This window comes from Flavobacterium restrictum (assembly GCF_007097245.1).
Taxonomy (GTDB): Bacteria; Bacteroidota; Bacteroidia; order Flavobacteriales; family Flavobacteriaceae; genus Flavobacterium; species Flavobacterium restrictum.
This window is the reverse complement of record NZ_VJZT01000018.1, coordinates 32,880-57,240: the sequence shown is the minus strand read 5'-3', so window position 1 is coordinate 57,240 and position 24,361 is coordinate 32,880. Positions and strand designations below refer to the sequence as shown.

The following is a 24,361-nucleotide window of genomic DNA, read 5'->3' as shown; positions in this document are numbered from 1 at the left end:
TTATTTTGAGGAAAAATTATTCGATAGGCTAGTAATAGCAAGCATTACAGGGTTATGACTAAAAACGGACAATCAAATTTTCTTTTACTGTAACCAAATCAAGTTCAATGGGAGTTTTTTTATAATTTATTACATATTTCATTTCTCCTTTTTGTCCATCATTTTGTCCACCATGTATTGTGAAGTTTTTTCCATCAATAAATTCTCCATTTACAGATAGTGATCCATAATTATCTTCACTTAAAATAAAAACAGATTTGTTACCCCAGTAATCAGTCATATTCCAATTTCCAACAAGGTTTAACTTTTTATTTTGAGAATATGAAACGCTAGTGATAATGACTAAAATAAATACTATTTTTTTATGAAATTTCATTTTGTTCTCCTCGTTTTTTACAATTACTGCCAACTCATAAATTGTTCCAACAGAACAATTTCCCCTATTGTTAATGTATGAATAAACACTCAAAAAGCAATTTAAATTCAAGAATCTTATAATGGTATTGTTTCTTGAAACCTAAAAAGAGGTTGTTTCGCACAGGAAACAACCTCTTTTTGTGGAGAATAAAGGTTTCTTAAAAAAGTACCTTTTTGGTAATTACGGAGTTGTTGGCTAGTTTTATTTTGACCAAAATCACTTGGTTTTGTTTGCTTAATTTGTCTAAAATTACTTCTTTTTTGTTGATGGTATTTTTGATCAGTATTTTTTTGCCACTACTATCAAAAACCGTTATCGCAGTAATTTCTTCGGTACTGGATATTAATTTGAGTTGGTTGTTTTGTACAAAAACAAGCACAGCATCAGCATTGTTTTTTTCTTGGGTTACTCCTAATAATCCTCCTGATTTTTCAGTAAACTTCAGCTCAAACCGATTGTCAAACCGACCTGCATTTGTTCTGAATTTGTAAGCGGTTTGTTTTAAATCGTGTTCAATTCCTAATAAATTATCTTTCAAAATCACATTTTGGTGGTTAAAAAAACCGTCTACTTCGTCGATACTTATATAGAATTCTCCAGCTTCTCTAGCATCAATTCCTATAGGTATACTTTCGTTTTCGTCAAATGGCAATTGGCGTCCTTGAATGGCATAATCCTTATCATTAATAGATGTGTAGATTAAAATGGGACTATCAGAGTACAATTCGCCATCGTAAAACGGGTCGAAATCATTTGTAGCTCCGTGAACATATCCCACTAATAGTTGACGAAAACTGGAGTTATTGCTTATGTTGATCCAAACACGTCCTTCCTCTATACCTAGTGGTTTTATGGGAAATGTTTTATCAGTAGGGTTTGGTTTGTTGCCTTTGGGTACGTGTTTAAAAAATTGGTTGTTGCCAGCAGTCAGTCTCATGCTGTTGTCAAAATATGCGGTTCCGTTATCGAGTACTTCTACAAAAAAAGCTTGCCCCGAAGCAATTTTGCCCGAAGGTTTTAAAACATCGGTACCGCTAATGTCTGTTGCTGCTTTTGTTTGTGTTGCCACACCACCAGTAAAATTCCAAGCGGCATAATCTTCGGGATTGTAGTTGTAGGCCCAAGGATCATCAGTTAGGTATTGTGTTTTTGCTATTGGGGTAATGGCAGTCCAAAAATAAAGTGTTTTTCCTATGGCATCATTTCTTGGATTAGAAAGAAACGTTTTTCCGTCGAGAGCGCAGGCGTAAGGATTTGCTATTAAAGCGTAATCCAAATAATCTAAATACGCATCGCCACCTGACCAAGCAGTATAATCTTTGATGGGAGTGGTGTAAATGCCATTATTAGCTGTTCCCGATAACTGCCACGCAATAGCTGTAGGGGTAATGTTGTAAGGAGCAATATTGGCGACTCTAGTAATAAGTCCTTTGCCTGTTGTTATGCTTCCTGTTGTTGCTGTTTTCCAGCCAGTACCACCATCACCGCCGTCCCAATAGTAAGCTCTGTCGAATGCTGATGGCAATGAAGTAGTTAAAATATCTTGAACAACAGGAGATCCCCAGTATTCATAGTCCCAATTTTTTTTGGTTTCAGTGGTTTTTGTATGTTCAATATAAGCAGAAGGTGCTTTTTCGTCACAACGTTGTACAAAGTTTCCTTTGTTTTCTACTACAATTTTCCCCGTTCCTGTTGTGGTTGCATTGTTTAATGCTTCAATGTAGGTGTCATCTTTAATGGTTACGACTACCCCCGTATTTATAGTTATGTCATTGCAAGTAAAACTCCCGCTGGCAGTAGAATAATTTGCGGCAATAATGACATCGTTTTTGCTCGTAGGCACACTACCAGACCACGAACCGTTCCATGTTCTTGTGCCTCCTGTTGCTCCTATATTTACTTTGGAAATGTAAAATAACGAGGTGCCAGGTAAGCTGTTTTTGGATGGATTTCCTGTTCCAGAGGTTGGCGCATCATTGTGATTAGGATTAAGGACTATGCGAGAATCGGTTACTTTGTTCCTATTTATATCACGGTGATAAATAAAAGAGGCAGGATTACTACAATTACCCGTAGTGCTTACCCATGAAAGCATAGCTACCGCAACTCTGTAGGGGCCAGAGCAGGTGGGACATAATACTGGAAATACGGGAGTATTAATTGTACTTACTGTTCCAACTGTGGGATCGGTATAATCTTTAAATTGTGTTATAGTTGTACCTAAACTTGAGTTATAACCGCTATCCGAGGTTGACCCTGCTGCTGTTACTTTTGGAGCAGGATATACTTGTTTTATAAAAACACCGTTAGAATTAATATTGTCCGAGGAGTTGAGTAATATGAATTTTCCGTTGATTTGATCTGTAAAAAGAGATCCTGCTGTAGGCAAAGGAAAATCGGTAGCTATTGGATCTGTAGCTCCATCTTTGTACACATAATTCCAACTGCTACAGCCACAAACTTTGTGAGTTCCCTTGGTAAAAACTTTAGTTTCTGTTCCAACATTAAAATCTAAACCTGGATTTTGTGTACCAAAATCAAAATTAGAACTGTTGCTACTACTTAAAGCACCATCCATGTCAAATACCCTATTTAATCCTGTTATAGGTGTACCCGTGTCGTCATTTACCAACACTCCCATATACGATTCAAACATGCCACTTGTGTTCGTTGCTGTAGGGTCATAATTGCCGTCATTAAGGTCGCGTTCTCCAGTAGGAGTTGCCGCTAATATGCTGAATGTAGCTTTGTAAGGCGAGCTTGATGTGCCTCTAGTTATGCTTGTTCCATTGCTTAAAAGTGCACTATAATAGAGTTCGATACTATACGTTCCATTTGAAGCAGTAGTGGTATAAAGTGTGGTTAAAGTGGGTTGATCAAATTTTGAAATATTGGTGTCTCCACAAATTAAGCCTGTGACAACTGGCAAAGGCATTGTTGAGTATGCTGGAACTGCTGCTCCGTTTTTGTATATTCTATAATAGAAATTAGTGCTTCCATCTACTACTGGACTTGCTCCATCAAGCGCAAGTACCGTGGCGCTAATTTTTAAAATTTTGCCTGGATCTAAACTTCCTAAATCTTTTTCGTTCCATTTTCCGCTCTCAATCGTTAAGCTAGTATTACAAGAATCGTAACCCGCCGCAGTATGATTAGTAACCGTAGTACCGTTGTCAAAATAGATAGCGTCCGAGAAAATTCCGGTAGGTCTGATGATATCAATTGTAGCTTTGTAATTAGCGCTGCAATTACTAATATATACGGTACCGCCAGCACCTAATTGATCTCCTTGTCTTTCATAATAAATTTCAATAGTATAATTTCCTGGTGCGGTAGGAACAACGATATCGGCCAGGGGATTTCTCCAAATTTTATCTTCGGTATTGCTATTAACTAGAACTCCATCAGCATCACATTCGGCTACATAATTCATGTTTAATTGTGTAAATGCCAATGCGCCTGGGCCAGTACTAGTCAGGTACATTCTGTAATTTATTTTAGGAGTATTTCCGTTTGATTTTCCTTTACTTACCAAAAAACTGCCTAATTGTAGGGTAGTTCCAGCGATAGAGGTGCCTAAATTTTTAGTTTCCCAAGCGGCTGTTCCAGCAGTTTCGGTTGCAGCACCAGTACAGCCTCCGTTTGGCACGGAATTGTTTTCTAAATAATATTTTTCGGACGTATTGCTTCCATTTTTAAAATAGATTCTATCCGAATAAAAATCAGACGATGAAGCAGTTGGAGCTACAGTTGTAGTAAAGGATATTTGTGTTCCATAAGTTGTTCCAGCACTATTTGTGGCATAAGCCCTTACGTAATATAAAGTTAAAGGGGTTAAACTTGCTAAATTTGAGGTAAAAATTCCCGTAGTTCCAGATGAAATGACTTTGGTATTACTCGTTGTTGGGTTACTCGTTGTAGCAAAAACAATACCCCTTTCGGTAATGATACCGCCACCATCAGAAGTTACATTGCCACCAGAAGTTGTATTGTGACAATAAATAAATGTTGCGGCAGTAGTTCCTGCCAATACAGGTGCTGTTGCCGGTGTTGTAAACGAAATTTCGGAACCGTACGCTGTTCCTGTAGTGTTTGTAGCATACGAATTAAGATAATAAGTAGTGCCTGGAATCAAACCCGTTAAGTTTGATGTAAACGAACCTAAACCTGTCCCGCCAGCATTAGTTATAACGCCACTTCCGCCTAGTAATGGGCTAATAGTTGTACTGTACACTACTCCTTTTGCAGTTACGGTTGTCCCACCATCAGCAGTTACATTTCCGCCAGAGGTAGCTGTTGTTGCTGTTATAGCAGTTGCGCTTGTGGTAGTTACTATTGCTGGAGAAATTGTAGAAAATGTACCTTGAGTGGTATATGTTGTGCCTCCACTATTGGTCGCAAAAGCTTTGTAATAATAAGTTGTGGCTATTGTTAATCCTGTTACCGCTTGGGTAAAAACACCTGTACTAAATATTCCTGTTGTAGCCATTTTTGTTCCAGAACCATCAAGAAAGCCATTTGTTGTACTGTAATAAATACCACGTTCGATAATACTTGAACAACCAATGCTTGTGGCATCTCCTCCTAATGTTGCAGTTGTAGTTGTTAGGGCAGCACTTGTGGGCGTTGTTACTGTTGGGGAGGTGTTGTTTACTGTCAAAATTCCGTTTACATTACTAGTTCCGTTCCAGAAACCGCCACCGCTTGAGCTATAACCAGCATATTGCCAATCACAACCATTTAAACGATATCGATAGGTATAGTAATAAGTTCCAATTGTCAATGAAGATCCAAAAGTTGCCGTATATTGATCATCATTTGAAACAGATGAGTCATAAGTAGCTGCAGTCCAGTTTCCTGTTGGCCAAGTGCTTGGGTTGGTGTTGCTAGAATGGTATCCAAACTGAACGTCAATTCCAGCTCCTTGAGAAGCGTTGTCTGTTACTCCTGGTTCGTACACTTTTCCGTAGGACACAAACGTACTTCCTTGACAAATAGCAGCCGTTGCAGGTGATTGTAAGTTAATAAAGTTTAAACTAGAAATGGTTACTGCCAATGTTCTTGGAATACTAGCACCGCAAGCATTTGTAGCTACAACGCTTATTGTCCCATCTTGACCAGCAACTCCTGTTGTCAAAGTAATTGAATTTGTAGTTTGACCCGCAGTTATTGTCCATCCAGATGGTACTGTCCAAGTATAAGAGGTTGCGCCAGCCACCGCTATTGCACTATAAACTTGTCCAGCAGTACTTGGGCATTGTGCACCAGTTCCTGAAATAACGCCAGGTTGAGAAGTACTTGTAGTCCCACTAGCATTTACCCCTGATGAATAATAACCGTAATTTTCAGAATAAAAGTAATAGGTGTATGGCGTATTTGCGGTTAAACCTGTAGTATTAGAGCTTGTAGTAGCTCCTCCATTATAAACTACAGTTCCCAATCCCAAAGTATTGGTAGCAACATAAGCAGTTCCTTGCGTAGGAGGAGTTACGGCAGAACCAAAAGGATAGCGAACAACCATCACATTATTATTTTGTGCCGATTTAGTCCATGACAAATCAAGTTGAGTAGATGTACTCGAACAGAGGACCGAAACTCCTGAAGGATTGTTTATGGCACTTACTACAAACGTTGCGGTATAAGGAGTTCCAGCAGTACCTAAATTTAAGGTACTCGCACCATTAAGACCTTGATGGTAAACGTCAAAATTATAGGTGCCTGGTGTAGCATAGTTTGTAAGGGGCACTACAGCACTACCACCAGTAGTTTCATATTTATTACCACAAGTTGGTGTGGTTGGTGTGGTTACATTAAAATTTGAATATGCACCACCAGAACCACTTTGCAACCATACTCTATAAAAAAATTGAGTAGCTGTTAATGTCGTATTCGCAAATAAATTCCCACCAGTAACCACTATTGGATCGCCTATGTAAAGCGTTCCAAGATTTGCTCCTGTCCATGCCGCTGACCCAGTATCGCAGGATGGTTCTATGGTATATTTGAATAAAGTTCCTGCTCCATTAAAGTTAACGCCAATCTTTGCTGCTGTAATCGCTGGTGTCAAAGTCGTTGCACTGGCACTTAACCCAGATGAGTAAAAGTTATTATTTTGAGAATAAAAGTAATAGGTATACTGGGTACTAGCTGCTAAACTCGAATTTGTACTTGTAGTAGCTCCTCCATTGTAAACTACTGTCCCCAATCCTAAAGTATTAGTAACAACATAAGCGGTTCCTTGCGTAGGAGCCGTTATGGCAGCCCCAAACGGATAGCGAACTACCATCACATTATTATTTTGAGCCGATTTTGTCCAAGTTAAATTTATTGAAGTGGTGCTTGCCGCTGTAGCCGAAACTCCTAAAGGATTGTTTAGTGCATTTACTATAAATGTTGCGGTGTAAGGAGTTCCTGCGGTTCCTAAATTTAAGGTACTTGCACCATTCAGACCTTGATGGTAAACATCAAAATTATAGGTTCCTGCTGTAGCATAATTAGTAAGTGGTACAACGGCACTACCGCCAGTAGTTTCATATTTATTGCCGCATATTGGTGTGGTTATAGTGTTTATATTAAAATTTGAATACGCACCACCAGAACCACTTTGCAACCATACTCTATAAAAAAATTGAGTAGCTGTTAATGTCGTATTAGCAAATAAATTCCCGCCAGTAACCACTATTGGATCTCCCACATATAGCGTTCCAAGATTTGCCCCTGTCCATGCCCCTGGTCCAGTATCACAGGATGGTTCTACGGTATATTTGAATAAAGTTCCTGCTCCATTAAAGTTAACGCCAATCTTTGAAGCGGTAATAGCTGCTGCAACTGTAACTATATAACTAGTATAGGCTGCATTTGTATTTTGGGCTGTACCATTTCTCATGTTTAGTGTCAGGAGTGGCACATTTGCAAAAGTAGGTGCTGTTGCCGAAACAGATGTGAAAGGGTAGTAACTAACAACTGTGCCTGCGGTGTAGGCAGGAATAGTTGCATTTCCTTGAAAACTTCCATTTATTGATGGAATTGCTACAACCCCCGAATTGCCAGAGGTAGCAAATCCATCTGTAGAATAGGCAACATATAAATATTCGGCGCTGTTTAATGCCCCCGCCATTGTTACTGTAACTGTTGCGGTTTGCCCTCCTGCAACAATTAATCCTGTAGTGTAAGAATTGATTGTTACTGGATTGTAACTAGTTTCTAAAATCGACATGCTTTGATTTGCATAGCTCGTTCCTTTTCTGACATTAAAAGTATAATAACTTCCAGATACAGTAGCTCCCATTTTTATACCAGCATTATAACCTCCAGCACTCCATATTGCAGTCGAAGTTGTGTTGTACGTTGGTGTGGTTAATTCCCATCGATTGTTGTATCCATCTGAATTAAATTGATAGAATTTTGTTCCAGAAGTAGTAGTGCTACTTGCGGCTTCTCTGTAAAAAAACACGAGATTATTATTCCCAGCTCCAACTTGAGTCATTACCTTATTGGAGTAAGTTCCATTACAGTCTGTATTAACGCTCATGCTAGGTGGTTGCGCAAATCCTCCCATTGATAAAAACAACAATAAAGCGAGTAATACTGTTTTGAAATAATTGTTTTTTGTTAAATACGTTTGCCCATACCCATTTACGCCCAAAACTGCATATAATATGGAAAGAGCAAGGTAAGGCAACTTTAAATTTTGAGATATTCGTACTATTTTAACGATAATATTTTCCATAATGGAATTAGGTATTATATAAAATTAGGGGGCTTCATTTATTATTGTAATAATTCCAAACTTAATATAATAACTTAACATAAAATTAACCTCCTAAAAAATACAACAACTATAACGTTATAGTTGGATAACTTTTTACTTTAGCTTTGAGAACGAGTAGTTTATAGGATTTTTGATACTTCTTGTAGATGCTTGAAAGGTATCAAAAAAAATAAAAGACTTTTTTTGATACCGCTATTCTATTTTTTTTGTACTGATAGTCTTTAAAAATTAAAAACAATACTTGTACAGTTTGTGAAATTGTCTAATAGTTTTGTCATATCGGGTGGAGTAGAGACGCTTTAATGGTTCTAGACGGCTCCTGAACTGACAACTGGACTATTATATTTACGTTATTGGTATAATTAATAATCGTTACATTCAGTCAAAAGAATACTGTTTTGAAAATACTACTTGGATGCGATTAAAATCGAAAGAGTATCCTCAAAAAAGCACGTATAAAAGGCTTTTTGGGACATTTTAAAATCACCCGAAGGTCTTCGAGAACAGTAGTTTCTTCGTCTAGAAATTTAAATATTAATGCAGGATTTCCTTTTTGGAATAAAGCCGAAAAAACACCCGACCCTAATTCATTATTTTTATCTAAAACGTCTAGAAAAATTAAATCATAAAACCAAAATTTGGTCTTTTTGTGAAACGTTCTAAAATCAGTTTCGGTTTGAAGAAACGAAACTAATGCACTTGATTTTTTATCCGCATTTTTAAACGTATACCCCGTGCTTGCTTTGGTCCAACCGCCAGCTGTACCAATATGTAGTACTTTTTGGGTGTTTTTTTTCCAAAAAGGGAAACACGTCATTGGGATGCTTCCGCACTCTTTTTCGGTTATTTCGTAACTCGTAATTCCCAGCTTTTCGAGGTATTTTTGAATTTCGGTTTCGTATTCAATCATTTCTAAATGGTGATGTGAAAACAACGTATATTCGACCAAAGCTTCGGTTTTTGAAGTGGGCAAAACATACATAAATCGAGTATTCCCTTTTTGGGCTACCGAAAAATCCATAAAAGTGGCTTGCTCTGGGTTAAAAACAGCCTCTTCGCTCTTGATAAACCACCCAACAAAATGTTGTTGTAAAACCGGATATTTCGACTGGTTTTCGGCAGTAATGGGATTGTAAATGCTATTAAAAAGACGGTCGCAAGTATAGGAATTAGCAGTCGATTTTACAAAAATACGATGTTCCGTTTCTTCAATAGCGGTTACTTTTTGAGTGCTAAAAAGGATGTTTTCCTGTTTTGCAATCAAATGCAATAACTGATTGTAAAAATCAATTCCTCGAATGCGGTTGTAACGGTAGGGCTGTAAGGCTAAACTTCGGTCAAAATTGGCATTGGCGAACCAAGCCGAATCCCATTTTTTTGAAACTACCGCATCCCAAATACTATCCTTTTCTGACCAAAAACACCAGGTTCTATCATTGGTTTTTTTTGGATTTTCATCCAAAATCAAAATGGTTTTATCGCTAAAATTACCCGACAAAATCATTTTGTAAACGGTCATCAAAGCCGCCAATCCAGCGCCTGCAAAAATGTAATCAAAATGGTGGTCTTGTGCTGCATTCATGCTTCAAAAATAGCTATTTTAAAGTTTAAATCGAAACGAATAGCCCAAAGAAACAAAATAGTCAGGCGAGGTGGCAGACAATCCTAATCCGCCAGAAATATCCAACTGATGATTGGGATTAAAACCGTAATTCAGTCCCGCATCCAGCCGATGATCCGGTTTTTCTAGTTGCGGTATAAAACCATATAATTCCACATAAGCACTTATTTTTTCCGAAAGGGAATAGCCCGTAGTTAGGGTGTACACAAAAGTGGGTGCCGCAGTTACGCCGTCCCACTCGGCACCAAGATTGTAACTTATGGATTGTTTCGGGCTAATGGTGTGCTGCATCGTGAAGCGAAATTCTGGAGCGTAATACGGCATTTGAAACTTTTGGGTTCCCCATTTTGGAATGGCAATATGTGCAATAAATGAGGTTGTTGGGAGCAATCCCTTTTCTTGCCAAAGTCTCGTTTTAAATCCTATCAAGATTGGTTTTATACCTGAAATTTGGTTCGAAAACTCTTTTTCGAGCACCAATTCGGTTATCAGTCGCAGTTCGAAATGATCGTTTATCCTCAATTTTGTCAAAATAGTGGGTGCTGTTATTTGGGAGGTATTGGCTGTTGTTTTTTCATAGGAAAATCCATTTTCAAACTGCAAATAGCCTTTTGGTGTTATAAACGGACATTCGGTTTGGTCGGGTCTGTCGGTTTGAATGGCAGGAAAATCTTGTGCAACAGCTTTGCTTTGGAACAATAAAATAGCAGTAATAATTAGAATTTTTAATTTCATTTTAGATTTATTTTAAATTATTTTTAGACAAATCTAAAAATTAAATTTGTAAAAACTAATTTTAGTATTATATTTGTCTTTATAATTCAATTTCAACCATGAACAAATCTCTTGAAGAGGTCAACCAATCGGTTTCGACACAAAATAAAACCACTGCTTTCCGCAAAATACTCGCTTTTTTGGGTCCCGCTTATTTGGTAAGTGTGGGGTATATGGATCCAGGGAATTGGGCGACTGATATTGCTGGCGGAAGCCAATTTGGCTATGCTTTGATTTGGGTGTTGCTCATGAGCAACCTCATGGCGTTGTTGCTACAGAGTTTAAGTGCTCGATTGGGAATTGTGACCCAGCGGGATCTTGCGCAAGCCTCGCGTGAAACCTATTCGCCATTTGTCAATTATATACTGTATTTTCTTGCCGAAGTCGCCATCGCCGCCTGTGATCTTGCCGAAGTGCTGGGAATGGCGATTGGGATAAATTTATTGTTCCATATTCCGTTAATTGAGGGAGTGCTATTGACGGTTTTGGATACTTTTTTGTTGCTTTTTCTTATCAATAAAGGCATCCGAAAAATGGAAGCTTTTATCATTGCCTTGGTCATGATTATAGGCTTTTCGTTTATTTTTGAAATGATTTTTGCCCAGCCAGAAGTGGGAAGTATCTTGAAAGGGCTGGTTCCTTCCTTGCCCAATTCGGATGCGTTGTATATTGCCATTGGAATTATTGGGGCTACGGTCATGCCGCATAATTTATACTTGCATTCGTCCTTGGTGCAAACCCGCAAATTTGATCGCAGTACCACAGGAATCAAGCAAGCGTTGAAATACAATTTGATCGATTCGACGATTGCTTTGAACTTGGCTTTTTTTGTAAATGCCGCTATTTTGATTTTGGCAGCAGCCACATTTTATAAAAACGGCATGTTCGAAGTTGCCGAAATTCAGGATGCACACCGTTTTCTGGCCCCACTTTTAGGAACCAAATGGGCACCCATATTGTTTGCCGTTGCCTTGATTGCTGCGGGACAAAGCTCAACCATAACGGGAACATTGGCTGGACAAATTGTAATGGAAGGCTACCTAAATTTCAGGATGCAACCTTGGGTACGACGCATTATTACACGTTTAATAGCCATTGTTCCAGCGGTAATTGTAATCCTAATTTATGGGGAAAGTGTTACGGGAAAAATGCTGATTTTGAGTCAAGTGATTTTGAGTTTACAATTGGGTTTTGCTATAATTCCGCTGATTCATTTTGTGAGCGATAAGTCTAAAATGAACGGTTTTCATATTAGCAAAACCACTCAAGTTGCCTCTTGGATCGTGGCTTTGATTATTGTTTCGCTCAACGCAAAATTGGTTTTTGACCAAATTTCTGGATGGTTAACTGCTTCTAATAATCCTATAATTCTTTGGTTAACGGTTGTTCCATTGGCGTTTGGATTTCTTGTTTTGTTGCTTTATATCGTAGTTCGGCCTTTTATTTCTAAAGCAAAACTGGACATTCACAACCATTCGCCACACAATATGGTGTTGCAATTTTCTAAAACGGTGGCGCATTCGCAAAAGAACATTGCCATTGCAGTAGATTTTTCTTTTGCCGATGAAAATGCCATCAATTACGCCTTTAATATGGGAGGAAAAGAAGCGAAATACACCTTGATTCATGTCGTAGAAACCGTTGGTGCGCTTATGTATGGCAAGCATGTTGCGGATCACGAAACCACAATTGACGAAAAATTATTGCTGGAATACAAAACCATGTTTTGCGAAAAAGGATTTCATGTCAAAACAGAACTGGGTTTTGGTAAACCCAACACCATTCTCCCAAAAATTGTAAACAAAGGTAATTTTGATATTTTAGTCATGGGCACACACGGGCACACGGGCATGAAAGATTTGCTTTTTGGGACCACAGTCGACAAATTGCGTCACAAAATTTCGATACCTTTGTTGATTGTGAAAAAATAAATTGACAATGAGTTTAGAACGGGTCAATAGATTACTAAAACAAAGAGAAAATAGCACTTTAGAGTTTAAAGAAGCTAAAGCGGAATTGCCTTCTAATTTATTTGAAACCATTTGTGCGATGCTCAATCGCAGCGGTGGCAATATTTTTTTGGGGATAAATGATATTGGCGAAATAATGGGAGTTAGCGCAACAGCGTGTGACAAAATGATAAGCGATTTAGTTAATTTATCCAACAATACTCAAAAAATAGACCCGCCTTTTATTTTGCATCCGCAAAAGCACATTCTAAACGGCAAAATTATTATTTACATACAAGTACCAGCAAGTTCTCAAGTACACAAAACGGCAAATACGGTTTTTGACCGAAGCGATGATGGCGATTTCAAAATCACGCAACCCAACCGAATAGCCGAATTATACAACAGCAAACGAAATTATTATACTGAAAACACCATTTATCCGTATCTTAAATTTGAAGATTTTAAGACCACTTTATTTCCTAAAATCCGCAATTTAATTAGGAGTAACAATCCCGATCATCCTTGGCTTGTCTTAACTGACATTCATTTACTAGAAGTGGCGGGTTTGTGGAAAAAAGATTTCCAAACTGGTGAAGAAGGATACACTTTGGCGGCAGCTTTGTTGTTGGGAAAGGATGTCGTTATTCAACAAATTGTTCCGCACTACAAAACCGATGCCTTGGTCAGAGTAAAAGACCTAAACCGATACGACGACCGTTTGTATGTGCAAACCAACCTCATAGAATCCTATGAATTATTGATGGAATTTATTGCTAAACATTTGTCCGATAGTTTTTATTTAAAAGGGGATCAAAGGGTGAGTTTGCGAACCCAAATATTTCGTGAGGTTATTGCCAATATCTTGGTGCATCGCGAATATACGAATGCTCATCCCTGTACAATGGTCATCAAAAAAAGTGAAATGATACTCGAAAACGCCAACAATCCGCATGGATCGGGAGTGATTGATAGTACTACTTTTGCACCATTTGCCAAAAACCCTACTATTGCCAAATTTTTTATTCAACTAGGACGGGTTGACGAATTGGGTTCTGGTGTTTTGAATACCAGTGTTTTGGTCGAAAAATATACCCAGACTTCTATCAAACCTCAATTTATTGAGGGAACTGTTTTTAAAACTATTTTGCCTTTGCCAGATTTTGAGGAAACTGAGGGAGTAAATCCCAAAACTGAGGGAGTAAATCTCAAAACTGAGGGAGTAAATTTCAAAACTGAGGGAGTAAATGAAAAAATTGAGGGTGTAATAAGCCAAGAAATAGTTAGTCTTGGTAAAGTACTTTTAAAAAAACTAACTAGTATTGTTTTTACAATTCATACAAATGAGGGAAGGAGAGTTCCTGAATATTCTAAAATTACATTATTTTCCGAAAAAAGTATGGAGCGCTATTTGAAATTATTGAGTTCTTCTGGTTTGATTGAATTTAGAGGAGAGGCTTCAAAAACAGGTGGTTATTACTTAAGCCCAAAAATGAAACAAAAATTAAAAGAAGTGAATTTATAACAAGATTTTTAAAAATCAAAAATCGTTAATCTGCACTCGAGCCCAAAAGGCGAACAGGCGAAGCAATCAAAAATCAAAATGACTTTTTCAGAAGAGAATTACCTCAAATCAATTTACCATCTCACGGCAATTTCGGATGCCGAAGTCTCTACGAATGCCATCGCCGAAATGATGGAAACCAAAGCTTCATCGGTAACGGATATGCTCAAGAAATTAGCCGAAAAAGATTTGGTTAATTACATCAAATACCAAGGCGTTTCGCTAACAGAGAAGGGAAAATTATCGGCAAAAATGATTGTGAGAAAACACCGTTTGTGGGAAGTTTTCTTGGTCGAAAAACTTGATTTTTCTTGGGATGAGGTGCACGATATTGCCGAACAATTAGAACACATCAAATCCGAAAAACTCATCAATAAACTTGATGATTTTCTAGGCAATCCTACCGAAGATCCACACGGGGACCCCATTCCGGATCGCAACGGAAAAATGGTAAAAGTCGAAAAACAATTGCTCTCCGAACTCCTTCAAAATCAAACCGGAATTTGCGTGGGCGTAAAAGATTCCTCTGCCGATTTCCTAAAATACCTGGACAAACAAGCCATCGCTTTGGGCTCAAAAATTGAATTTTTATCCAAAGAAGACTTCGATTTGTCTATCAAAATAAAAGTCGATAATCGGGAATTAACCATTTCGAATAAAATCGCCAGCAATTTGTTTGTGAAGGTAGTTTGATGTTTTTTTATTCAAACACAATTAGACTTTTTTTCGAGTTAGGAATAAATTTCCCAAATGGCATTAATAGCAATCTGCGGTATGGTTTTTTTTATTTACAATTGTTTTAAAAGCGAACGCCCTGTTTTAAAACACAAACTCTTTTTGTTTGAAATTTTTGTTTTATATTTGATTTTTACAAATTCACTTCCAATGAAATCAAAATCAATAGACGAGTTTTACGAAGAAATATCAGGAGCTAATTTTACAGACTGTAATGCCTTATTGCCCAACGGAATTCAAAAAGAAATAGGACATTTCAATGTTTTTAGCATCAAAGAGCTTTATGAAAGAAAAGGACTCTGCAACATGCCGTACGACCGTAGAGCCTACTACAAAATAAGTTTGATTCGAGGTAAAAACAGAGTCGAATATGCGGATCGTACCATCGCTATTGAACAAAGCGCCCTTTTGTTTGCAACGCCCAAAATCCCATACAACTACCTTCCTTTAGATACGCAACAATCGGGGCATTTTTGTGTTTTTACTAGTGCTTTTTTGTCTAAAGATAAAATTGGAATCGTCTTGGATAAATTGCCTATTTTTCAAACGGACGGTTATCCTGTTTTTCAGTTAACAGAAGAAGAAGCTGCTGTAATTGATTTGATTTTCAGTAAAATACACCAAGAAATCAATTCGGATTATGTATATAAATACGACTTGATACGGAATTATGTGGCGGAGCTAATTCATTTTGGACAAAAGTTGCAACCCGTAACCGCTTTGTATTCCAAGCACAATTCGGCCGCTCGAGTTTCGTCATTATTTGTCGAGCTACTCGAAAGACAATTCCCAATTGAGTCGCCTCACCAACGATTAGAATTAAAGTCGGCCAAAGATTTTGCAGATCGTTTGTCCATTCACGTCAATCATCTGAATAAAGTTTTAAAAGAAAACACAGGTAAAACCACCAGCCAATTAATTAGTGAACGATTGATTCAAGAAGCCAAAATTTTATTGAAAGAAACGGATTGGAATATTTCTGAAATTGCGTATTCATTAGGATTTGAAGAGTTGGCTCATTTTTCTAATTTTTTCAAAAAACAAACGGCTTTGTCTCCTATGTTTTTTCGGGTTTAAAATGGTTTGATTTGAATTTTGCAAACTCTGGATTGAAATTCGCAACTGTCAGTCTTTGTACCTAAAGTAATTTTGCGGTATTAATTTAAAACAAAATGATAAGATGAAAAATAAAATAGCATTAGTTACAGGAGGAAGTCGTGGATTAGGCAAAAACATGGCATTGAGTCTTGCCAAAAAAGGACTAGACATAGTGCTGACGTACCACAGCAAAAAAGACGAAGCCCAAGCAGTAGTAACCGAGATCGAAAAACTGGGGCAAAAAGCAGTTGCCATTCAACTGAATGTTGCAGAATCCAGTAGTTTTGATACTTTTTTTCAAGACACGGTTGCGGCATTGCAAAGCACTTTTGGTACAGATAAAATCGATTTTTTAATCAACAATGCAGGGATTGGTATCCACGAAAGCATTGCTACAACCTCCGAAAATCAATTGGATACTATGGTTGCTATTCATTTCAAAGGGCCGTTTTTGTTGACTCAAAAAGCCTTAAATGTTATGAATGATGGTGGCGGAATTGTAAATATCTCGTCAGGATTAACTCGATTTTCATTCGCAGGATACGCAGCTTATGCGAGTATGAAAGGAGCAATAGAAACCTTGACAAGATATCAAGCAAAGGAATTTGGGGATCGCCAAATCCGGGTAAATGTTGTAGCTCCGGGAGCTATCGAAACGGATTTTGGTGGTGGTGCTGTTCGCGACAACGAGCAACTCAATCAGCTTGTTTCATCGTTGACCGCTTTAGGGCGTGTAGGTTTGCCTGATGATATTGGCGGTGTAGTTGCTTTTTTATGCTCCGAGGATGCCAAATGGGTAAATGGACAACGCATTGAAGTTTCGGGTGGAATGAATTTGTAATCTATGGAGTTAAAACACTGATTTTTTTAGAAAAATGCCATACCATATTAACAAAAAAAGAAACTCTTGTAGTTTCTTTTTTTGTTTAGAAACACTTTTTTGTGGAATTATTTTTTTACTAATTTATAGGTTTTAGTTGTAGATTCAGTAGTTATTTTGGCAACATAAATACCACTAGGTAAACTTGTTGTATCCATACTTATTGTTTTGCTAACACGCAAGGAAGACCAAACTATTTTTCCAGACAAATCAACCAATTGAATGCTGTTTATATCCTCGTTTGCGGAATAAAAATTCCAATTATTACGAGATGGATTCGGGTATATCAAAACGGATTTTGAATTAAAGTCTTCCACACCCAGTTCAGAACAGGAAGACGGTTTTGTCCAGCTAAAAGTGCCTTTTCCTGTAGTGTTTTCATCGGTTGTTGCGTTGCCACCTCGATTAGAATACACCATATTGCAATACGTACCGTTGCCATTGGGAGCGCTAGCAATAAGCACATGATAGCCTCTTCCCCAATTGCTATTGCCTGCATTATTGTTTGGATATTCTTTGCCAGTTCCATTGGAGGTTATGTTTTCAAACGAAAGGGCATAAATCCCATCACCAGCTTTTTTTTGGATGGCAATTGCATCGTTTTTGGAATCAATAATATCCATGTTAGAAAACGATATGTTTTTTACTTGTGTTCCCGCATTGGCAGCACTAAAAATGTCTATCGCAGCAACTGGATTGTTGTATAAATCATTGAAAGTGCCACAAGCCGTAATTGTTATGTCGTGTATTTCGTGAGTTCCTAATGCATTAAAACCAACGCCATCAAAATTATTACTAATTCGAATTCCCGCTTCGAGATTGTCCTTAATGATTAAATTATAAGCTTTATTGTTTTTGCCCCCATAAATGGCGAGTCCAGCTGCTCTCCAACAATTTTCGGAAGTGTTGTATCGAAAGGTATTGTTGCTGCATTCTAATCCATTTGCTGACCAAATAGCTTGGTCATCATCGCCATTATTTCTAAAATTACAATGCTCCACAATGGCATTCGAAGTTCCTTTGCAAAGATTGATTCCATCGGCATAGTTGTTCCTAAAACGACAATTAGAAACCGTAAAACTAGTTGCTGTTGCGGGACCTCCACTATTATATTGCGCAATCCAAGCACCACATTCAAAATGTTCTGCCCATATATTTGTAATACTCGAATTAGTTGTAAACACACCATTTATGGCTTTATAAGAATTACTTCTGGAAGTTGAATGGGTTGTTAAATAAAGATCAGCGAATGAAATATCCGTTGCATTGGCTCGTAAACCGCCATTATTAGAACTCCTGTTAGTAAAATTAATTTGCGTATACCACATTCCAGCTCCTAGCAACGAAGTGTTGTTGTTACCAAAATAAAGTTCTCTATTTACAGCATAAATACCGGCTGGCAGAAATATTTTTTTTCCTCCATTGGCATCGATAAAGGATTGCAAGTCGCTCCCGTTTCCAGAATAGGTTATGGCGTCTAGGGGCGGAGTAATCGCCACTGGAATGGATTCTAACTCAACGAAATCAATGTTTGGAGTACCACTTTCTCTAACTATTTTTAAAGTTCCAAGAGCAGGTATCGCTTTAGGGAGCTTGTACCGTACTTCGTCAAAACGCATTTTAGCATTTTTATTGGTGATTCCTACATTATTTGGATTTCCATTGTTCCAAAGCGATTCCCATGACCAAGTAGCAGTAAGTACCAAAGAAGTAATTTTGGTCGTTCCTTCATAAATACCAATGGCAGCTTCTTGACCGTCAGGCACGCTATAGCGAATAACAATTCCGTCAGCAGTCTCCTGAATCGTCCATTCTAGAGTAGCGTTGTTTGTAGCTAAAGTGACACATTGTTGATTGGATGCTTCTGATTGTAAGTCCGCTTGCGCAAATGATTTTGAAGTTACAGCAGCATCATTGGTTAGCATAGCCGCATCTGCTTCGTAACGTTTATAAGGAGCGTCATAATACCCACGTTGCGCAAACAAATGTGAGCTCGAAAGGATTGTTAGCAGCAGCAAAAGCCTGTAATAGTTATTTTTTATAACCAAAGGTAAAAAGTAGGAGTCGTTCATAGTTGCTTATTTTAAAAGGGTATGGTTCTAAAAGAGAGCAAATTAAACTAAAAAAAGAGATTAACAATAAACGACACCCAAAAGGTTGACCAAATTTAGAATTGACTTTAGTGAGATTCTTTTGTTTTAATCAATTCTCATTTCGGGGATTTCGCCTTTTATGATTAAATCCGCTTCGGTGGAAGCAATGATGTGTTCGATAGAAACACCAGGCGCACGCTCCAAGAGTTGGAATCCTTGAGGAGTGATGGCCAATACGGCTAATTCGGTTACAATTTTTTTGACACAAGCAACACCTGTTAAGGGCAGGGTACATTTTTTTAGAATTTTAGATTCGCCCGCTTTGTTTACGTGCATCATGGCCACGATAATGTTCTCTGCCGATGCGACTAAATCCATAGCGCCACCCATTCCTTTGACCATTTTTCCCGGGATTTTCCAGTTGGCAATATCGCCATTTTGGGCAACTTCCATAGCGCCAAGAATGGTTAAATCAACGTGTTGTCCACGAATCATTCCAAAACTGGTTGCCGAGTCAAAGAAAGAAGCGCCTGGCAAGACCGTAATGGTTTGCTTACCCGCATTGATTAAATCCGCATCTTCCTCGCCTTCAAATGGAAAAGAACCCATTCCTAGAATACCATTTTCACTCTGAAATTCGACTTCAATTCCCTCGGGGATGTAATTTGCCACCAAAGTTGGAATGCCTATTCCTAGGTTTACAAAGTATTTATCTTTGACTTCTTGGGCAATTCGTTTGGCTATTTGTTCTTTATTAAGTGCCATAATTTGCTTCTTTAATTACAATATTTAATTATAAACTCTTCGGCTTTTAAATAGCCAAGTTCTTTTGCTTTTTTAAAATCAATGCAAGCTTTATCAGTTTGTTTTAATATAGATTCCACTTGAGCTCTTGAAAAATAGGCTTTTGCATTATCATCTTTTAATTCAATTGCTTTATTTAAATCATCCATAGAAGAATTATAATCTTTTAATAGAAATTTGCAAGAACCTCTTAGGAAATAAAAAGCAGAGGATGTTTTCTTTGCCTCAAATGATTTATCTAAATCTTCTAAAGAACCTTTATAATCTGATAATTCAATCTTCATTAAGGCACGAGCGTAATAAGTGTTTGGGTCGTTATTTAAATTTATTGACTTTGTATAATCTGAAATTGCACCATTCGCATCTTTTAGTTTAGTTTTTGAAATAGCACGGTTATAATATATTACAGATTTTGTAGAATCCAATTGAATTGCTTTGTCATATTCAAGTATTGCACCTTTGTAATCGTTGGCTTTTGCTTTTGTCATTCCATTATCATTAAATTCTTTTACAGTTTGAGCAAAACTGTATGAAGAAGTAAAAATAACCAATAAACTTAGCATTAGCCTTTTTTGTGTTTTCATAATTGATCTTTATAGATTTAAATAATTAGTCAAGTTAATCTCTTTTTCTAGTTGTACGTTGCTCAATCCTCTTTTCATATTTTTCTCCTTGAAAAATGCGTTGCACAAATATTCCGGGAATGTGAATTTGATTGGGATCGAGTGTTCCTGCTTCGACTAATTCTTCTACTTCGGCGATGGTGATTTTGGCGGCTCCTGCCATACAAGGATTAAAATTTCGAGCCGTTCCCTTGAAGATTAGATTTCCTGCGGTGTCGCCTTTCCAGGCTTTGATAATAGAAAAATCAGCTTGAAAAGCATATTCTAAAAGGTACATTTTGCCGTTGAATTCTCTAGACTCTTTGCCTTGAGCCACTTCGGTTCCATAGCCTGCGGGTGTAAAAAAAGCGGGGATTCCAGCTTGTGCTGCACGGCAGCGTTCGGCTAATGTGCCTTGTGGAATTAAATCTACTTCGAGTTCGCCAGAGAGCATTTGGCGTTCAAATTCGGCATTTTCGCCTACGTAGGACGAAATCATTTTTTTGATTTGTTTTTTTTGCAACAATAATCCGAGTCCAAAGTTGTCTACGCCAGCATTATTGGAAACACAGGTTAAATTGTTGGTTTCTTTTCGAACCAACTCGGCAATGGCGTTTTCGGGAATGCCACAGAGCCCAAAACCACCAAGTAGGAGTGTCATTCCGTTTTCGATTCCTTGCAATGCTTCTTGTACACTGACCACTTTTTTGTTTATCATACTAATGGGTCTTTTGAAATGGATTTTTGATAGCTGTAGTTTTTATGAAAACGAATGCCCCAGCCCTGATGGGAACGGCATCCTTTTTCTGGCTTCTTTAGCCAGGAAAAGATATAGTGGACAGCAGGAAACAGCTCCTGATTGCGTATCAATTATTTTAAATTCGAATAAATATAGGCTTCAACGGCTGTTAATTCGTCGTCCGAGAAAGTTTTTGTAACTGCAAAATTAGCTTTCATTACCTCGTATTGGGTTGGGTCAACTAGTGGTTTTGCTTCTTCTTTCAAGAACGCCACAATATTGCCGTTTTGGGCTTTATAGACTTGGGCGATGTTTTGCAAACTGGGGCCAATTACTTTTTGATCAACTTGGTGGCAGGCGATGCAATTGCCCTTGCCTTCGAAGATTTCTTTTCCTAAAACTTCGGGTGTTTTGGTTTCGGCAGCCATTCCTTCGTTAGCAGTTGGGGTGGTTGTTTGGTTTGTTCCAACGGGTTCTTGGCTTTCTTTTTTGCAGGAAACTAGCATGAGCATTACTGCACTAATTAGGATTTTTTTCATTTTTTATTTGTTTAAAAGGATGGCGGCTTCTTTGGCAAAATAAGTCGAAATTAGGCTTGCTCCCGCTCGTTTGATACACATTAATTGTTCCATCATAATGGCGTCATTGTCGAGCCAGCCCCTTTGGGCAGCGGCTTTGATCATGGTATATTCGCCTGAAACGTGAAAAACGGTTACGGGAACATTCACGGCATTTTTTACTTCGCGAACAATGTCGAGATAGGCAATTCCGGGTTTTACCATCACCATATCGGCACCTTCTTCGACGTCCATTAGGGCTTCTTTGATGGCTTCGATGCGGTTGGCATAATCCATTTGGTAGGTTTTTTTGTCTTTTGGCACCGCTACATCGTCATCTTTGGGTGCACTGCCCAAAGCATCCCGAAATGGCCCGTAAAATGCCGACGCATATTTAGCCGAATAACTCATAATGCCCACATTGTGAAAACCTGCGGCGTCCAATCCTTGGCGCAAACGCAGGACACGCCCGTCCATCATATCGGATGGCGCTACAAAATCGGCTCCGGCTTGGGCGTGCGAAACGGCCATTTTTACGAGTGCATCGTTGGTGGCATCGTTTTCGACATCGCCGTTGGTAATAATTCCGTCGTGACCGTAAATAGAATAGGGATCGAGAGCCACATCGGGCATCACAATCATTTCTGGGCAAGCGGTTTTGATGGCTCGAATGGCTTGTTGCATCAATCCGTTGGGATTCCAAGCTTCGGTTCCGGCATTGTCCTTTAGCGATTCGTCAACTTTTACGTAAATGTTTACGGCACGAATGCCTAAAGAAAAAATTTCTTTGACTTCCTCAACCGTTAAATCTATCGAACGACGAAAAATCCCTGGCATTGATGGAATTTCAACTTTGTAGTTTTCGCCTTCGGCAATGAACATTGGGAACATAAAATCTTGCGGACTTAATGTAGTTTCGCGAACTAAAGAACGAATGGATTCGTTGACGCGTAATCTTCTACCTCTTTGTAATGGGAACATTTGATTTATGATTTTAGATTAGAGATTACTGATTTATGATTTAAAAAAAAAATTGTTGATGACAGAAAATCTGACTCGAGCGATAGCGAACAGACGTAGTAAATCAAAAATCGTTAATCATCAATCTGCAATCCAATTTTTAGGATTTTCTAATACAGCTATTAATTTCTCTTCTTCGCTACCAACTTCTGGATGATGATCGTAAACCCATTGCACATTTGGCGGCAAACTCATCAAAATACTTTCAATTCTTCCGTTGGTTTTTAGTCCGAAAAGTGTGCCTTTGTCATGAACTAAATTGAATTCTACATAACGACCACGACGGATTTCTTGCCAAGTTCGTTGTGCTGGAGTATAAGGCAACTCTTTTCTTTTTTCTAAAATTGGAACATAAGCTTCAAGAAAACTATTTCCAACTTCGGTTACAAAATTGAACCAATCCTGCATTTTCATATCTTCGGTTGCTTTGCAATAATCGAAAAATAATCCGCCAAGTCCACGAGCTTCATTTCTATGAGCGTTCCAGAAATAGGCATCGCATTGTTTTTTATATTTTGGATAAAATTCTGGATTATGTTTGTCGCAAGCTGTTTTACAAGTTTGATGAAAATGAATGGCATCTTCTTCAAATAAATAATACGGTGTTAAATCTTGTCCACCACCAAACCAACTATTGATTACGTTTCCGTTATCATCATACATTTCAAAATAACGCCAATTGGCATGAACTGTTGGCGCCATTGGGTTTTTAGGATGAATTACCAAACTCAATCCGCAGGCAAAAAAATCGGCTTCACCAACATTGAACATTTTTTGCATGGCTTCTGGTAATTTTCCGTGAACTGCCGAAATATTTACGCCGCCTTTTTCGATTACGTTTCCGTTTTCTATAACTCGTGTTCTTCCGCCGCCACCTTCTGGACGATCCCAAATGTCTTCACGGAATTTGGCTTGACCTTCGACTGCTTCTAATCCAGCAACGATTTGGTCTTGAAGATTTTGTATATATTGGTAGAATTTATTTTTCATTATAAATTTACTTTTGTAGCAGCTGTCTTATTAAAAATTCCAAAAGAGAAAACCTTGCTTTCCTGTTGAACATAATCGTAAATGGCAATGGCTTTTTCAGAAAAATTAAATTGACTTTCTTTCGAAATCGCGATTAAAAAATCGGCAAATATCTCGAAATGATTCCAATCAAGATGAAGACGTTCCAAATGAGAAATCAATTGCTTTTCGTCAAAATCACGTAGACTTTCTACATTCATTCCCAAATCTTTTAATTCATTTTCAAGCGAAAGAATGTCTCCTAAATTCCAGAATTTAGGAACAAAAGTCAGTGAATGCAACACCTTTAGAATGTTGTCAATTCGAATACTTTCCTGATCTCGTAAGCCTTTGTTCAGCATTTTAATTATTACATGTTATCCTGCAAGGTTTTTTTCAAACCTTGTAGGTATTACTCTTTAACTCAATGTTTTTCAAACATACCTACAAGGTTTGAAAAAAACCTTGCAGGAGAATCTCATTACTCAAAAGTATGTTTTTCAAACCTTGTAGGTATTACTCTTTAACTCAATGTTTTTCAAACTTACCTACAATGTTTGAAAAAAACCTTGCAGGAGAATCTCATTACTCAAAAGTATGTTTTTCAAACCCTGTAGGTATTACTCTTTAACTCAATGTTTTTCAAACAAACCTACAAGGTTTGAAAAAAACCTTGCAGGAGAATCTCATTACTCAAAAGTATGTTTTTCAAACATACCTACAAGGTT

17 protein-coding genes are annotated in these 24,361 nt (G+C 37.9%); 5 read left to right on the top strand and 12 right to left on the bottom strand.

The genetic code is table 11. The features are described from left to right. Positions 1–58: 58 nt before the first annotated feature. The 4 genes from FNW21_RS14310 to FNW21_RS14295 all read right to left on the bottom strand — a co-directional run bounded on the left by FNW21_RS14310 (position 59) and on the right by FNW21_RS14295 (position 10,545). The gene (locus tag FNW21_RS14310) at positions 59–376 is read right to left on the bottom strand and encodes a hypothetical protein (RefSeq protein ID WP_144257439.1); all 318 of its coding nucleotides are present in this window, start codon (positions 374–376) and stop codon (positions 59–61) included. A 199-nt stretch (positions 377–575) separates the two neighbouring features. After that, positions 576–8,147, bottom strand: coding sequence for a hypothetical protein (locus FNW21_RS14305; protein WP_144257438.1), 7,572 nt, complete (start codon positions 8,145–8,147; stop codon positions 576–578). 463 nt (positions 8,148–8,610) lie between these two features. Then, the gene (locus FNW21_RS14300; protein ID WP_144257437.1) at positions 8,611–9,771 is read right to left on the bottom strand and encodes a lycopene cyclase family protein; all 1,161 of its coding nucleotides are present in this window, start codon (positions 9,769–9,771) and stop codon (positions 8,611–8,613) included. A gap of 18 nt (positions 9,772–9,789) precedes the next feature. After that, positions 9,790–10,545, bottom strand: a complete 756-nt coding sequence (locus FNW21_RS14295) for a transporter (RefSeq protein ID WP_144257436.1) — start codon at positions 10,543–10,545, stop codon at positions 9,790–9,792. Positions 10,546–10,643: 98 nt separating this feature from the next. On the opposite strand from FNW21_RS14295, the gene FNW21_RS14290 reads away from it, so the two are divergent. The 5 genes from FNW21_RS14290 to FNW21_RS14270 all read left to right on the top strand — a co-directional run bounded on the left by FNW21_RS14290 (position 10,644) and on the right by FNW21_RS14270 (position 16,771). Beyond that, the gene (locus tag FNW21_RS14290; RefSeq protein WP_144257435.1) at positions 10,644–12,515 is read left to right on the top strand and encodes an Nramp family divalent metal transporter; all 1,872 of its coding nucleotides are present in this window, start codon (positions 10,644–10,646) and stop codon (positions 12,513–12,515) included. 7 nt (positions 12,516–12,522) lie between these two features. Continuing rightward, on the top strand, positions 12,523–14,058 hold the full coding sequence (locus tag FNW21_RS14285) for an AlbA family DNA-binding domain-containing protein (protein WP_144257434.1): 1,536 nt from the start codon (positions 12,523–12,525) through the stop codon (positions 14,056–14,058). Between the two features lie 78 nt (positions 14,059–14,136). Next, positions 14,137–14,790, top strand: a complete 654-nt coding sequence (locus tag FNW21_RS14280; protein WP_144257433.1) for a metal-dependent transcriptional regulator — start codon at positions 14,137–14,139, stop codon at positions 14,788–14,790. Between the two features lie 192 nt (positions 14,791–14,982). Beyond that, positions 14,983–15,909: a helix-turn-helix domain-containing protein gene (locus FNW21_RS14275; protein WP_144257432.1), complete on the top strand. Its 927-nt coding sequence runs from the start codon at positions 14,983–14,985 to the stop codon at positions 15,907–15,909. A 103-nt stretch (positions 15,910–16,012) separates the two neighbouring features. Beyond that, positions 16,013–16,771 (top strand): SDR family NAD(P)-dependent oxidoreductase, encoded by a 759-nt coding sequence (locus FNW21_RS14270; RefSeq protein WP_144257431.1) that lies wholly within the window; start codon positions 16,013–16,015, stop codon positions 16,769–16,771. Between the two features lie 107 nt (positions 16,772–16,878). Here FNW21_RS14270 and FNW21_RS14265 read toward each other — a convergent pair whose 3' ends face one another. The 8 genes from FNW21_RS14265 to FNW21_RS14230 form a co-directional block, all read right to left on the bottom strand. Beyond that, entirely contained in the window at positions 16,879–18,882 is a 2,004-nt protein-coding gene (locus tag FNW21_RS14265) for a T9SS type A sorting domain-containing protein (protein WP_185963939.1), read from the bottom strand. 126 nt (positions 18,883–19,008) lie between these two features. Then, positions 19,009–19,668: a CoA transferase subunit B gene (locus FNW21_RS14260; RefSeq protein ID WP_144257430.1), complete on the bottom strand. Its 660-nt coding sequence runs from the start codon at positions 19,666–19,668 to the stop codon at positions 19,009–19,011. An 11-nt stretch (positions 19,669–19,679) separates the two neighbouring features. Then, positions 19,680–20,291 carry a tetratricopeptide repeat protein gene (locus FNW21_RS14255; protein ID WP_144257429.1) on the bottom strand — a complete coding sequence of 204 codons (612 nt, stop codon included), beginning with the start codon at positions 20,289–20,291 and terminating at the stop codon, positions 19,680–19,682. A 34-nt stretch (positions 20,292–20,325) separates the two neighbouring features. After that, positions 20,326–21,027: a CoA transferase subunit A gene (locus FNW21_RS14250; protein ID WP_144257428.1), complete on the bottom strand. Its 702-nt coding sequence runs from the start codon at positions 21,025–21,027 to the stop codon at positions 20,326–20,328. Between the two features lie 152 nt (positions 21,028–21,179). Next, positions 21,180–21,587, bottom strand: a complete 408-nt coding sequence (locus FNW21_RS14245; protein ID WP_144257427.1) for a c-type cytochrome — start codon at positions 21,585–21,587, stop codon at positions 21,180–21,182. Positions 21,588–21,590: 3 nt separating this feature from the next. After that, entirely contained in the window at positions 21,591–22,586 is a 996-nt protein-coding gene (gene hemB, locus FNW21_RS14240) for a porphobilinogen synthase (RefSeq protein WP_144257426.1), read from the bottom strand. Positions 22,587–22,706: 120 nt separating this feature from the next. Further along, positions 22,707–23,615, bottom strand: a complete 909-nt coding sequence (hemF, locus tag FNW21_RS14235) for an oxygen-dependent coproporphyrinogen oxidase (protein WP_144257425.1) — start codon at positions 23,613–23,615, stop codon at positions 22,707–22,709. Further along, positions 23,615–23,995 carry a hypothetical protein gene (locus tag FNW21_RS14230; RefSeq protein ID WP_144257424.1) on the bottom strand — a complete coding sequence of 127 codons (381 nt, stop codon included), beginning with the start codon at positions 23,993–23,995 and terminating at the stop codon, positions 23,615–23,617. Before FNW21_RS14230 ends, hemF begins: the two co-directional genes overlap by 1 nt. Positions 23,996–24,361: the final 366 nt, after the last annotated feature.

Bases quoted from the DNA above. Each gene is read 5' to 3' on its own strand.
- FNW21_RS14310 (WP_144257439.1), bottom strand. From the start codon at position 376: ATGAAATTTCATAAAAAAATAGTATTTATTTTAGTCATTATCACTAGC.
- FNW21_RS14305 (WP_144257438.1), bottom strand. From the start codon at position 8,147: ATGGAAAATATTATCGTTAAAATAGTACGAATATCTCAAAATTTAAAG.
- FNW21_RS14300 (WP_144257437.1), bottom strand. From the start codon at position 9,771: ATGAATGCAGCACAAGACCACCATTTTGATTACATTTTTGCAGGCGCT.
- FNW21_RS14295 (WP_144257436.1), bottom strand. From the start codon at position 10,545: ATGAAATTAAAAATTCTAATTATTACTGCTATTTTATTGTTCCAAAGC.
- FNW21_RS14290 (WP_144257435.1), top strand. From the start codon at position 10,644: ATGAACAAATCTCTTGAAGAGGTCAACCAATCGGTTTCGACACAAAAT.
- FNW21_RS14285 (WP_144257434.1), top strand. From the start codon at position 12,523: ATGAGTTTAGAACGGGTCAATAGATTACTAAAACAAAGAGAAAATAGC.
- FNW21_RS14280 (WP_144257433.1), top strand. From the start codon at position 14,137: ATGACTTTTTCAGAAGAGAATTACCTCAAATCAATTTACCATCTCACG.
- FNW21_RS14275 (WP_144257432.1), top strand. From the start codon at position 14,983: ATGAAATCAAAATCAATAGACGAGTTTTACGAAGAAATATCAGGAGCT.
- FNW21_RS14270 (WP_144257431.1), top strand. From the start codon at position 16,013: ATGAAAAATAAAATAGCATTAGTTACAGGAGGAAGTCGTGGATTAGGC.
- FNW21_RS14265 (WP_185963939.1), bottom strand. From the start codon at position 18,882: ATGAACGACTCCTACTTTTTACCTTTGGTTATAAAAAATAACTATTAC.
- FNW21_RS14260 (WP_144257430.1), bottom strand. From the start codon at position 19,668: ATGGCACTTAATAAAGAACAAATAGCCAAACGAATTGCCCAAGAAGTC.
- FNW21_RS14255 (WP_144257429.1), bottom strand. From the start codon at position 20,291: ATGAAAACACAAAAAAGGCTAATGCTAAGTTTATTGGTTATTTTTACT.
- FNW21_RS14250 (WP_144257428.1), bottom strand. From the start codon at position 21,027: ATGATAAACAAAAAAGTGGTCAGTGTACAAGAAGCATTGCAAGGAATC.
- FNW21_RS14245 (WP_144257427.1), bottom strand. From the start codon at position 21,587: ATGAAAAAAATCCTAATTAGTGCAGTAATGCTCATGCTAGTTTCCTGC.
- hemB (WP_144257426.1), bottom strand. From the start codon at position 22,586: ATGTTCCCATTACAAAGAGGTAGAAGATTACGCGTCAACGAATCCATT.
- hemF (WP_144257425.1), bottom strand. From the start codon at position 23,615: ATGAAAAATAAATTCTACCAATATATACAAAATCTTCAAGACCAAATC.
- FNW21_RS14230 (WP_144257424.1), bottom strand. From the start codon at position 23,995: ATGCTGAACAAAGGCTTACGAGATCAGGAAAGTATTCGAATTGACAAC.